We start from the raw sequence: 12231 nt of genomic DNA on the forward strand, positions 1-12231 counted from the left end.
GCCCGGCTTTGCCTCACGGCTGCCAGTCGGCCGGGACCTCGCGTTCCTTTTCCTCCGCCCCGGCCTCGCGGATGATGTCCGCGAGGCAACGCAGCGCCGTGTCGACGCCCTCGCGCGAGGCGGAGGACAGCAGCAGCGGCGCCTGCCCGGCGGCTTCCGCAAGATCCGCCGCGCGCGCGGCGCGGGTCTCGGCGTCAAGCGCATCGATCTTCGACAGCGCCACCACCTCCGGCTTGTCTGCGAGCCCGCCGCCATAGGCTTCGAGTTCGGCCCGGATGGTTTCGTAACTGCCGGCGACGTCCTCGCTCGTCCCGTCGACAAGATGGAGCAGCACGCGGCAGCGTTCCACATGGCCGAGGAAGCGGTCGCCGAGTCCCGCGCCCTCGTGCGCGCCCTCGATCAGCCCGGGAATATCCGCGAGCACGAACTCGCGCCCGTCGATGCCGACGACGCCGAGATTGGGATGCAGCGTCGTGAATGGATAATCGGCGATCTTGGGCTTTGCCGCGCTGACCGCCGCGAGAAAGGTGGACTTGCCGGCGTTCGGCAGGCCGACGAGCCCGGCATCGGCGATCAGCTTCAGCCGCAGCCAGATCCACATTTCGGTGCCCGGCAGGCCGGGGTTGGCGTGGCGTGGCGCCTGATTCGTCGAGGATTTGAAGTAGGCGTTGCCGAAGCCGCCGTTGCCGCCGCGAGCCAGCACCACCTGCTGGCCAACCTCCGTGAGGTCGGCCAGCGGCGTCTCGTTGTCTTCAGCGAAAACCTGCGTGCCCGCCGGCACCTTCAACACCGTGTCCGCGCCGCGCGCGCCGGTGCGGTTCTTGCCCATGCCGTGCTGGCCGGGACGGGCACGGAAATGCTGCTGGTAGCGGTAGTCGATCAGCGTGTTGAGGCCGTCGACACATTCGACCACGACGTCGCCGCCGCGCCCGCCGTCGCCGCCGTTGGGGCCGCCGAACTCGATGAACTTCTCGCGCCGGAACGAGACACAGCCTGCCCCGCCATCGCCGGAACGGACATAAACCTTCGCCTGATCAAGAAACTTCATCGCCTGCTCGAACCCGTCAACGGGCGGAGCCCCTGGCCCCGCGTCTGTACATATGTCGCGCCGCCGGGATGTCTCCCGGCGGCCTGTCTTCCGTCCTGCCGCCCTATGCGGCGAGCCGCCGCGCGTGGCGCTCGCGCCCCAGCACCGTCTCATAATAGGGCAAGGGCCGCCCCTGGGGGCGTGAGTAGCGCATGGTATCGCCCACGGTGACGAAACCGAGCTTCTCCTGCACCCGCAGGGAAGCGCCGTTGCCGGCGAACACACCGGAGATGATGTGCATCACCCCGCTGCAGGCAAAGAAGGCGTCGACGAAAGTCTCCGCCGCCTCGCTCATCAGCCCCTGCCCCCAGTACGGCTCACCGAGCCAGTATCCGAGGCTCAGCGCGCCATCCCTGGGATGCAGGGTGATCATGCCGCACGGTGCGCCTTCGGCCTCGATGGCGTAGTTCGCGCTGATGCCCGCTTCGTTCTCGGCGGAGGCATGCACGATGTAGTCCTGCATGTCCTCCAGCGTGAGCGGCCAGGGAACGGATGCGAGCCAGCGCGCGACGTTCCATGTTTCCAGCCCGATGAGCGTCTGCGCGTCATCCATCCGCACCGGCCTCAGCAGCAACCGGTCCGTTCTCACCGCTTCCCTCAGCATGGCCCCCGCCCCCCCGCTCTCGCCGGCAGATGCGCCCGCGTGCGGGCGTTCGCGAGATGGTGTGCGCAGGCGGCATCCATGCCTGGATACGCACAAACGGGAAGGTATTTGAGGCCACCGCGTTCGCATCCACGACCATCGTGACGCGGCAGGGCCGGAGCAAAACGCCATACGCGACCTGCATCGAAGGCTGCCCCTTGCGTGAAGCCCGTTGCACGGGCGATAGCGGCAGTGGCGTTGGCGATGATGGTGCGAATGGTCATCTGTCTGCTCCGATCCTATAGCCCGGCCCGGCCGGGTGTTGAAACGACAAAGGGGAAATGGCATCCCATTTCCCCTGATCGCTGGATCGCGAGCTGACACATGCCGCTTTCCGCCGGGGATGGAATACCGGCGAAAGCTCTTTGTCGGACAGCTTCCGCCTGGGTTACTCTGCTGCTTCCTGCACCACGTCGATGCGTACGTACGAACGCCCCAACCGCGTGAGGAACTCGACGCGCCCTTCAACGAGAGCAAACAGCGTGTGGTCCTTGCCGATACCGACGTTGTCGCCCGGGTGGACCTTCGTGCCGCGCTGGCGGATAATGATGTTACCCGGAATCACCTTCTCGCCGCCATACTTCTTGACGCCAAGGCGGCGGCCGTCGGAATCGCGCCCGTTACGGGATGAACCGCCTGATTTTTTGTGGGCCATGATAGAACTCCCAAATATCCTGATCTGATGCGGAGCGCCCGGAGGTCATGCGGTTAACGCGACAACTCCGGAACGCCCGGGAAACGGTTTCCCGCGCTTACTCGGCAGCCGCCGGGGCTGCCTCGGCCGGTGCGGCGTCGGCGCTCTTCTCAGCCTTGGCGGGGCGCGGAAGCGCCTTGCCGCCGACGAGAATGTCGGTGATGCGCACGACGGTGAACGCCTGACGGTGGCCACGCTTGCGCTTGGAGTTCTGCCGGCGGCGCTTCTTGAAGGCGATAACCTTCTTGCCGCGCGTCTGTTCCACCACCTCGGCCGAAACCGAAGCGTCGGCGACGACGGGCGCGCCGACCACGATCCCTTCAGCTCCGCGGGAAAGCACCAGCACGTCGTCGAACGTCACGGCGGCGCCAGCCTCGGCCTCAAGCTTCTCGATGGTGATGACATCGTCAGCGGCAACAGTGTACTGCTTGCCACCAGTCCTGATGACTGCGAACATCTTTCTTTCCTGTGTTCGGAACCGCTCTTGCCGCCAGCAGGATTGCACCTCCCGGCCACAGAGCGGCTTTTTCTCAGTTTTGCAAGAACGGAAAGGCGCCGGACCAGAATCACCGACGCCTCGCGTTCCCAATGAATGCAGATTAAACTGCATGGAAGCATTCCGCATAATCGCCGGCGTGAAAATTGTCAACGAAATATCCCGAAAATCCGTTCGAAGGCCTCTTGATATTCGGCGCGACTCGGCTATTAAGGTCACCACCGCGAGCGGAGAGGTGGCAGAGTGGTTGAATGCACCGCACTCGAAATGCGGCATGGGGGCAACTCCATCGGGGGTTCAAATCCCTCCCTCTCCGCCAATTTGCTTGGCGCAATGCGCCTTGCAGAGCTGGAATGGCTGCCGAAACTTCGGCAATAGGCAAAGCTGCCGGATTTCTGTCATCTATACATCGTATTATCGGCGGTTTTCTTGCGACGCGCCCTTCCATCCGGTGACGATTATCCGGCGTGGCAGTCGCCTGATGCGCAAAAGCGCTGGGCATAAGCCATGAAATCCGGCATCGACATCGGCCGTGCGAACAGGAAGCCCTGAACCTCGTCGCATCGCTCCGCGCGCAGGATGGTGAGTTGATCGGCCGTTTCCACCCCTTCGGCGACGACCTCGAAATCCAGCTCGTGGCCAAGATGGATGATCGTGCGCAGAATCGCCCTGTCGCTGCCGCTGACGGCGAGATTGCGCACGAAGTCCCGGTCGATCTTCAGTCTGTCGGCGCGCAGCTGCTTGATGGAACGCAAGGACGAATAGCCGACGCCGAAGTCGTCGATGGAGACCGAAACGCCCAATGACCGCAGACTGGCGAGATCGCTCCCCACGCGCTCGATATCGTGCATCACGGCCGTTTCCGTCAGTTCGATGTCGAGGTAGCGTGGTTCGAGGCCCGTTTCCTGCAGCACGCGGGTGACGAGCGCCGGTATGTGGCGCTGCGCGAAGCGTGCAGACGACATGTTGACGCTGATTCGCAGCCGCATTCCCGAGTCGTGCCAACGCCGTGCCGCGTGGCAAGCCTGTGACAGCACCCATTCGTCGATGGCTGCGATCAGCCCGCTTTCCTCCGCATAGGGCAGAAATGTATCGGGTGGCATTACCGTGCCGTCCGGGCAGCGCCAGCGAACCAGCGCCTCCGCTCCGGAGAGCTTTCCCGTCAGCAGCGAGACCTGCGGCTGGAATTGCAAAAAGAACTGCTGTGTCGCCAGCGCGTTGCGCAAGTCTATATCGAGTGCGGCGATGCGGCGCGCGTCCGCGAGAATGTCCGAGTGGTAGCGCGCTATCGGCTGGCCGCCCTTGAAGGCATGATCGACAGCGAGCCCGGCGCGGTGCGCGAGCGCAGCGAAATCGCCACCGTCGTCGGGGCGGGAGGCAATGCCGATCGTCGCCGCGATGCTGATGCGATGTCCCCATATCAGATAGGGCGCGGTCAACTGGGTCAGTATCTGGCGGGCGAGCGCGGCAACCTCGGGACATTCCTTCCCGGTCCGCTGCAGCACGGCGAAACCGTCCGCGCCGTAGCGGCCGGCAAGGCAGCCGCCATTCAGGCTGTTGCGCAGCCTGTTCGCGCACACCTGAAGCAGCTGCCGTCCGGTTTCAGGCCCAAAGGCGTTGTTGACCACGCTGAAATTGTCGATCCGCACGATATGCAGCGTGAACGCCGCACCCGTGGAGCGGGCCATCTGCCGCTCCGCCTCCTCCGCGAAGAAACGCTGATCAGGCAAATTCGTCTGTTCATCAAGATCGGTACGGCCACCCGCTGCCGTCCACTGCCTCAGGGAAGAGGGATTCTCCGGCGCAGCATCATGAACCCGGGCAGGAACCGGCGTCTCACTTGGAGATAATCCCGTCTCCCGTCGCTGCGGGACTGTGATCGCCACCATGATGCACTCTCAATTTTACCATGCACCCCTCCGTGCGTCATTCATGATAACCGAGAACAACTTTGGCGCAATGCATAAATTAATTGCCTGAAGCGTTTTCTGAAACATGATTACAACATTTTTCGCAAGTCGTCGTCCGGATTCGGTCTGTTGAAGTAATGTAGTGGGGTATGTAAAAAGAAAAAAATAAATGTAAGTTTTTTAACAAATCAATATGGTTATTATCGCTGCCGGATATCAGTGTTCCAGACTGGAGACATGCTTGCCGGTCGCGCCCGGCCGATCATTCCTTCAGCGGGTGCTCGGAAAAATAGATGGCTGCAGCCCTGGCGAACGCATCGGCGTCGGACGAATTGTCCCGGGCGCGTTCCCGCTCGTAAATCCGCGCGAACAGGGCAGTGCCGATGCGTACATTGAGGCAGGGATCGATAACGGCCATGTCGATCCCCGACGGATCTTCCGCCGCGAGATGCGCGGGAAAGCGTGTCAGCCCAACGCGCACATCCCCGCCGGCCGATACGAAGTGGCGCACGATCCGCAGCGCTTCATCTTCCGACGGCGGGGGTGGAATGTCGAGTCTGCGACCGTCGATGGTTATCACGATATCGAACGGTGAGCGCGCCCCCGCCGTGGCGATGAATTGCTCGACGATTGCGGGCAGCAGACTGTCAACGGCGCATTGCCGGATCAGGTCGGCGTCCATCCGCGTCAGGCGAACCGGCCGTGGCAATGCTTGAACTTGCGCCCGGAGCCGCATGGGCAGGGGTCGTTCCGGCCCACCTTGCCCCACGTCGCGGGATCGTCGGGGTCGACGTCGGCGTCGTAGGCATAGGGTGCGGCAAACGACGCTTCCGCCCCTTGCACGGCAGAATCGGCCCCTGCCAGCGCCGGTGCGTGCGCCAGCGCAGCCTCTTCCTGCTCCGGCGCCCGCATCACGATCTCGACGCGGGATACCTGCCGCGTCACCTGTGTACGCAACTGGTCGATGAGCCCGTTGAAGAGCTGGAACGCCTCGGCCTTGTATTCGTTGAGCGGGTCGCGCTGCGCCAGTCCGCGCCACCCCACCACCTGCCGCAGATGGTCCAGCGTTACCAGATGTTCGCGCCACAGATGATCGAGCGACTGCAGCAGCACCTGCTTTTCCACATAGGTGGAGAGTTCCGGCGTGTTGCGTTCGACGCGCGCCGCATAGGCTTCGTCGGCGGCCGTCCTGATCCGTTCGCGAAGTTCGTCGTCGGCGATGCCGTCTTCCTTGACCCAGTCAGCGACCGGCAGGTCGAGGTTGAGGACGTCACGAACCGCCTCGGCAAGCCCTTCCGCATCCCACTGTTCCGGATAGGCGTCATGCGGAATGTGGCGCGCCACCAGATCGTCGATCACGCCATGGCGCATCTCGTCGACTTCCTCGCGCACGGAATCGCGCGACATGAAATCGCGCCGCTGCTCGAAGACGACCTTGCGCTGGTCGTTCATGACGTTGTCGTACTTCAGGATGTTCTTGCGGATATCGAAGTTGCGCGCCTCGACCTTGCCTTGCGCCTTTTCGATCGCCTTGTTGATCCAGGAATGGACGATGGCTTCGTCCTCCTTCAGCCCGAGGCGCGTCAGCATGCCGTCCATGCGGTCCGAGCCGAAGATGCGCATCAGGTCATCCTGCAGCGACAGGTAGAACTTGGAGCGCCCGGGGTCGCCCTGGCGGCCGGAACGACCGCGCAGCTGGTTGTCGATGCGCCGGCTCTCGTGCCGCTCCGTGCCGACCACGTAGAGGCCGCCGGCGGCGATGGCGCGCTGCTTGAAGGCCGCGACTTCTTCACGGATGGCAGCCTCGCGCGCGGCCCGCTCGGGGCTGTCGGCGCCCTCTTCCGGCTCCGGTCCCAGTTCCTGCTCTATGCGCATGTCGGCGTTGCCGCCGAGCTGGATGTCCGTGCCGCGACCGGCCATGTTCGTGGCGATGGTGATCGCGCCCGGCACGCCGGCCTGGGCGACGATGAAGGCCTCCTGCTCGTGGAAGCGCGCGTTCAGCACCGCGAAGTGCTTGCTGGGCTTGCCCGTGCGTGCCGCCTCGAACACCGGGCGCAAGGTGTCGGACGTCGCGAAGTCGATCTGCCGGAAGTCGTGCTCGGCGAGGTAGCGCGCGAGTTCTTCGGACTTCTCGATGGAGGTGGTGCCGACGAGAATGGGCTGCCCCTTCGCGGACGCCTCCTCGATCTCGCGTGCGATGGCCTTCAGCTTCTCCTTTTCGGTGCGATAGACCTCGTCGTCCTCGTCGACGCGGCGCACCGGCAGGTTGGTCGGCACCTCCACGACGTCGAGGTGGTAGATGTCGGCGAATTCGTCCGCCTCGGTCGCGGCGGTGCCGGTCATGCCCGCGAGCTTGCCGTAGAGGCGGAAATAGTTCTGGAAGGTGATCGAGGCGAGCGTCTGGTTTTCAGGCTGCACCTGCACGTGCTCCTTGGCCTCCAGCGCCTGGTGCAGGCCTTCCGAATAGCGCCGCCCCTGCATCATGCGGCCGGTGAATTCGTCGATGATGACGACCTCGCCGTTGCGCACGATGTAGTCCTTGTCGCGCTGGAACAGCGTATGTGCCCGGAGCGCCTGGTTGACGTGGTGCACGAGCGAGGCATTCGCCGCGTCGTAGAGCCCCGCGTCCTCCTTCAGCAGTCCTGCCTCGACGAGGATTTCCTCAATCCGCTCGTTGCCCTTCTCGGTGAGGGAGACGGCGCGCTGCTTCTCGTCGAGGTCGTAGTCGTCGCGCGTCAGGCGCGGGATCAGGGCGTTGATGGTGTTGTAGAGATCGGAACGGTCGTCGAGCGGCCCCGAGATGATGAGCGGCGTGCGCGCCTCGTCGATCAGGATCGAATCGACCTCGTCGACGATGGCGTAGTTGTGGCCCCGCTGCACCATCTGCCCGAGGTCGTACTTCATGTTGTCGCGCAGGTAGTCGAAGCCGTATTCGTTGTTGGTGCCATAGGTCACGTCCGCCGCGTAGGCCGTGCGGCGCTGGTCGTCGTCGAGGCCGTGGGTGATCACACCCACGGACAGCCCGAGGAAGCGGTAGATGCGGCCCATGGTGCCGGCGTCGCGGCTTGCCAGATAGTCGTTGACGGTGACGACGTGGACGCCCTTGCCCGTCAGCGCGTTCAGATACACCGGCAGCGTGCCGACCAGCGTCTTGCCCTCGCCGGTGCGCATTTCCGCGATGGCGCCCTCGTTCAGCACCATGCCGCCGACGAGCTGCACGTCGAAATGGCGTTGGCCGAGAACGCGCCTCGCTGCCTCGCGCACCGTGGCGAAGGCGGGCACCAGCAGGTCGTCAAGCGGCTTTCCATCGGCGAGCTGCTGGCGGAACTCCGCCGTGCGCGCCCTCAGCGCCTCGTCGGACAAGGCGGCGATCTCGGGTTCGAGCGCGTTGATGGCAGCCACCCGCCCCCGATAGGACTTCAAGCGCCGGTCGTTGGCCGAACCGAAGAGTTTTCTCGCAATGCCGCCTAACATGGAAAGCCTTCCAGAACAGAGAATATCGCGTGCGTCAGCACGCCGCCCCACACGGTTTAACCGGCGAAAAGGCCACGGTCCAGAGCAGCGACGCGCGCAATGCCACCATGAACATCGGGATAATGGTCAAGGCGGCATGGACGACACAAAAGCGAGATGGGCGCATCCGGGCCTGCTGTCAACAGGCGGCGGGCGACAATCGGAATCCGTCGATGAGGGCGGACGGCCGGAATGCCTTTTTCCCATGAATCTCCTTTCCGCTGAACTTCTGTTTCCGAGGAATCCCCTTTCCGACAAATTTCCTTGCCATTGTCGGCGGGTTACGCCACTCATTCATCGGTTCGCAGCCGGGAAGGTCGCGAATCTGCCCTGCCCCCGGCGGCGTCCAACCACGCCACTATTTTCTGGATTGCACCATGATCGCGCGCCGTTTCCGCCTTCCCGCCCTTCTGGCCGCCTCGCTCGTTGCGTATTCGGGCGTGGCGGTGGCCCAGCAGCCAGCCGCTTCTTCTCCCGCATCCGCCGAGACGCAGGCCGGCGACAAGGTTCTCGCGCGCGTCAATGGCGCCACGATCACCGAGCGCGACCTCGCCCTCGCTGCGGAGGAGCTGAGCGACCGCCTGCCCGCTATGCCGGAAGCGCAGCGGCGCGATTATCTCGTGGGCTATCTGATCGACATTCGCCTCGGTTCCGCGGCGGCGCAGGCGGAGAAGCTCGACGAATCGGCCGGTTTTGCCGGGCGGCTCGCCTATGCCCGCGACAAGGTGCTCGTCGACGAGTACCTTGCGAAGGTCGCCCGCGATGCGGCCACCGACGAAGCGGGGCGCAAGCTCTATGAAGAGACCATCAAGAACCTGACGCCTGAGGATGAGGTGCGCGCACGCCATATTCTCGTTCCGGACGAGGCCGCCGCGAAAGCCGTGGCCGAGCGCCTGAAAAAGGGTGAGGATTTCGCGGCTCTTGCCACCGAGCTGTCGAAGGACCCCGGCTCCGCCAAGGAAGGCGGCGACCTCGGCTATTTCACGCGCGACCGCATGGTGCCCGAGTTCTCCGAGATCGCCTTCAAGCTCGATCCCGGCAAGGTGTCCGATCCCGTCAAGAGCCAGTTCGGCTGGCACGTGATCAAGGTCGAGGACCGGCGCCAGAAGCCTGTGCCGACCTATGAGGAGGTCAAGGACCAGATCGAGACCTTCATCGTTCAGCGTGCCCAGCAGGAAGCGGTTCTGGCGCTGCGCGAGAAGGCAAAGATCGAGCGGCTGGACAAGCCCGCCGGCGCCGAAAAGGGCGATGCGCCCGCGTCCGGCAACGGTGCCGCCGATGCCGCGAAGCCTGCCGCGCCGGCGAAGAAGTAACATTCCGGCGCAGCGCACGGCCACGTGAACCCCGGGCGGCGGACTTCAGGCCAAAAGCGAGCCTGCCGCTCCATTTCTTTGGGTATGCACAATTTTTTCAGGATGGCCGGGCTCGGTTTGCGGCCCGATGCGCCAGACGGCTTCCTTCCGCATAACGGTTGACGAAACATCATGTCCACGACGATATCCCCGCTCGCGCCGAAGACTTATCCCGACCTGCCCGCCATTCCCGGTGCGCGTTTCGCAACGGCGGCGGCGGGCATCCGCTATGCCGGGCGCACCGACGTGCTGCTTGCGGTCTTCGATCCCGGCACGGTGGTTGCCGGCGCGTTCACACGCTCGCGCTGCCCCTCGGCGCCTGTCGACTGGTGCCGTGCCAATCTGCCGCACGGCACGGCGCGCGCCCTCGTGGTCAACTCCGGCAATGCCAATGCCTTCACCGGCAGGAAGGGCCGCGAGTCAACGGCGCTGACGGCTAAGCTCGCCGCCGGCGTCGTCGGATGCGCGGAGGAAGAGGTTTTTCTCGCCTCCACCGGCGTGATTGGCGAGCCGCTCGATGCCACGAAGTTCGGCAACGTGCTGGCCGACTGCGCGCACGCCGCCACGGAAACGGCCTGGATCGACGCTGCCCGCGCCATCATGACCACGGACACGTTTCCGAAGGTCGCGACCCGCACCGCCACCATCGGCGGCGTCGCTGTCACCATCAACGGCTTCGCCAAGGGCGCGGGCATGATCGCGCCCGACATGGCGACGATGCTGGCCTTCGTCGTCACGGATGCGCCACTGTCCGCCAGCGCGCTGCAGGGCCTGCTTTCACGCGGCGTGCAGGGTTCGTTCAATGCCGTCACCGTCGACAGCGACACGTCGACATCCGACACGCTGCTTGCCTTCGCCACGGGGGCGGCGGCGAAACGCGGCGCGCCGCTGATCGAGACGGCTGGCGATCGGCGCCTGTCCGGTTTCCGCGCCGCCCTCAACAAGCTGTTGGTCGACCTCGCGCAGCAGGTGGCGCGCGACGGCGAAGGGGCGCGCAAGTTCATCACCGTGAAGGTGGAAGGCGCGGTCAGCGCTGCCTCCGCCAAGCGGGTCGCGCTTTCCATTGCCAACTCGCCGCTGGTGAAGACCGCCGCCGCAGGCGAGGATGCCAACTGGGGCCGGGTCGTGATGGCGGTTGGCAAGGCCGGTGAGCCGGCGGATCGCGACCGCCTGTCCATCTCCTTCGGCGGCATCCGCGTGGCGCACGAAGGCGAGCGTGATCCCACCTACGACGAGGAAGCCGTATCCGCCTACATGCGCAACGACGAGATCGTCATCGGCGTCGACCTGGGGCTCGGGCGCGGCGCGGCGACCGTTTGGACCTGCGACCTGACCAAGGAATACGTCGTCATCAACGGCGACTACCGTTCGTAAGGTTCGATCATGACGGCCGACGCCCCCCGGAAGCTGCTGCTCGTTGTCGCCTGCGCGCTGATCGATGCCGATGGGCGCGTGCTCATCGCGCAGCGGCCGGAAGGCAAGGCGCTTGCGGGGTTGTGGGAGTTTCCGGGCGGCAAGCTGGAGCCGGGCGAAAGCCCAGAGGAGACGCTCATCCGGGAGCTGGCGGAGGAACTTGGCATTGTCGTCAAGGAAGCCTGCCTCGCGCCGCTTACCTTCGCGAGCCATACCTATGAGAACTTCCACCTGCTGATGCCGCTCTACGTCTGCCGCCGGTGGGAAGGCACGGCCTCCTCGCGCGAGGGCCAGGCGCTCAAATGGGTCGCGCCCCGCAGCCTGCGCGACTATCCCATGCCGCCTGCGGATGCGCCGCTCATCCCGTTTCTCATAGATTTGCAGTAACCTGCTGGAAAACCTGTCGAACAGGTTATTGCATGATCATCAGGCTGGCGGAATTGATCTGCCCTGTGACCTTGCGCCAACGGGCATCCGCCGCCGTCCAGTTCAGCCGGCTTTTCTTGCGTATTTTCCCCGCGACGCGCGTTCCGCCGCCGACCGGTTCGCCGAAGGTGGCCTTGGGCACCTCGCCCGTCACCGCATAGCCGCGCGCGGCAAGGCCGCGCCTTACCCTGATGCAATAATCCACGGAGCGATGCGAAAACCGGCTCTCGCCATGGCCGGCGCGGTATTTCATTACCGTTGTGCAGACGTCGTTGCCGGAAAGCCGCCACGCCTGCGCGAGATAGGTTACCCCGTAGTGGATGTTGGTTTCAGGCTCGAACAGGTCTTTCGTCGGCCCCGAGAAGCCGAGCATCCGCGCAGTCGAGGGCAGCAGCTGCATCAGGCCGACCTCGCCGACGCCACCGACAGCTCCGCGATCGTAGCCGCTCTCGACTTCGGCCACGGCGTCTGCCAGTTCGAAGGGCACGCCCGCTGCTGCTGCCTTTTTCCGCAGGATCGCGCGATAGCCGGCCTTGCCGTCCGCCGGCTGTATCGACTGCACCGGTGCCGCCGCTTCCGGCGGCGCCGTTTCCGTGACTGCGACTTTCGTTGTGGCTTCCTGCGCCGGCGTGCCCTGAGCCCATGCTGCTGAAGACAGTGTCAGCATGCCAATGACAAGTATGCGGCGCATGGTTTA

11 protein-coding genes and 1 tRNA gene are annotated in these 12231 nt (G+C 64.7%); 4 read left to right on the forward strand and 8 right to left on the reverse strand.

What is annotated here, in order from left to right:
- Window positions 1-13 precede the first annotated feature (13 nt).
- The 4 genes from obgE to rplU form a co-directional block, all read right to left on the reverse strand.
- Window positions 14-1048: a GTPase ObgE gene (obgE, locus tag ACFFJ7_RS09340; protein ID WP_166953140.1), complete on the reverse strand. Its 1035-nt coding sequence runs from the start codon at window positions 1046-1048 to the stop codon at window positions 14-16.
- A gap of 103 nt (window positions 1049-1151) precedes the next feature.
- Window positions 1152-1691 carry a GNAT family N-acetyltransferase gene (locus tag ACFFJ7_RS09345; RefSeq protein ID WP_166953142.1) on the reverse strand — a complete coding sequence of 180 codons (540 nt, stop codon included), beginning with the start codon at window positions 1689-1691 and terminating at the stop codon, window positions 1152-1154.
- Between the two features lie 427 nt (window positions 1692-2118).
- Window positions 2119-2385, reverse strand: a complete 267-nt coding sequence (rpmA, locus tag ACFFJ7_RS09350; RefSeq protein WP_166953144.1) for a 50S ribosomal protein L27 — start codon at window positions 2383-2385, stop codon at window positions 2119-2121.
- Window positions 2386-2482: 97 nt separating this feature from the next.
- Window positions 2483-2881, reverse strand: a complete 399-nt coding sequence (rplU, locus tag ACFFJ7_RS09355; protein ID WP_166953146.1) for a 50S ribosomal protein L21 — start codon at window positions 2879-2881, stop codon at window positions 2483-2485.
- Between the two features lie 268 nt (window positions 2882-3149).
- Between rplU and ACFFJ7_RS09360 the strand changes: the two genes are divergently transcribed.
- Window positions 3150-3239, forward strand: a tRNA-Ser gene (locus ACFFJ7_RS09360).
- A 139-nt stretch (window positions 3240-3378) separates the two neighbouring features.
- Here the strand turns inward: ACFFJ7_RS09360 and ACFFJ7_RS09365 are convergent.
- The 3 genes from ACFFJ7_RS09365 to secA all read right to left on the reverse strand — a co-directional run bounded on the left by ACFFJ7_RS09365 (window position 3379) and on the right by secA (window position 8304).
- On the reverse strand, window positions 3379-4809 hold the full coding sequence (locus tag ACFFJ7_RS09365) for a putative bifunctional diguanylate cyclase/phosphodiesterase (RefSeq protein ID WP_377591928.1): 1431 nt from the start codon (window positions 4807-4809) through the stop codon (window positions 3379-3381).
- 283 nt (window positions 4810-5092) lie between these two features.
- Window positions 5093-5512 (reverse strand): lysozyme family protein, encoded by a 420-nt coding sequence (locus ACFFJ7_RS09370; RefSeq protein WP_377591929.1) that lies wholly within the window; start codon window positions 5510-5512, stop codon window positions 5093-5095.
- A gap of 5 nt (window positions 5513-5517) precedes the next feature.
- Window positions 5518-8304 (reverse strand): preprotein translocase subunit SecA, encoded by a 2787-nt coding sequence (gene secA / locus ACFFJ7_RS09375; protein ID WP_377591930.1) that lies wholly within the window; start codon window positions 8302-8304, stop codon window positions 5518-5520.
- A 416-nt stretch (window positions 8305-8720) separates the two neighbouring features.
- On the opposite strand from secA, the gene ACFFJ7_RS09380 reads away from it, so the two are divergent.
- From ACFFJ7_RS09380 to ACFFJ7_RS09390, 3 genes are all read left to right on the forward strand, one after another.
- The gene (locus ACFFJ7_RS09380; protein WP_166953155.1) at window positions 8721-9656 is read left to right on the forward strand and encodes a peptidylprolyl isomerase; all 936 of its coding nucleotides are present in this window, start codon (window positions 8721-8723) and stop codon (window positions 9654-9656) included.
- Window positions 9657-9827: 171 nt separating this feature from the next.
- Window positions 9828-11069: a bifunctional glutamate N-acetyltransferase/amino-acid acetyltransferase ArgJ gene (gene argJ, locus ACFFJ7_RS09385; protein WP_377591931.1), complete on the forward strand. Its 1242-nt coding sequence runs from the start codon at window positions 9828-9830 to the stop codon at window positions 11067-11069.
- Window positions 11070-11078: 9 nt separating this feature from the next.
- Window positions 11079-11495 (forward strand): (deoxy)nucleoside triphosphate pyrophosphohydrolase, encoded by a 417-nt coding sequence (locus ACFFJ7_RS09390; RefSeq protein WP_166953158.1) that lies wholly within the window; start codon window positions 11079-11081, stop codon window positions 11493-11495.
- Window positions 11496-11520: 25 nt separating this feature from the next.
- Here ACFFJ7_RS09390 and ACFFJ7_RS09395 read toward each other — a convergent pair whose 3' ends face one another.
- A complete protein-coding gene (locus tag ACFFJ7_RS09395; protein ID WP_246225314.1) occupies window positions 11521-12225 on the reverse strand; it encodes a transglycosylase SLT domain-containing protein in 705 nt (234 codons plus the stop codon).
- Between the last annotated feature and the right edge of the window lie 6 nt (window positions 12226-12231).

The organism is Pseudochelatococcus lubricantis (assembly GCF_042432495.1).
Lineage (GTDB): Bacteria > Pseudomonadota > Alphaproteobacteria > Rhizobiales > Beijerinckiaceae > Pseudochelatococcus > Pseudochelatococcus lubricantis.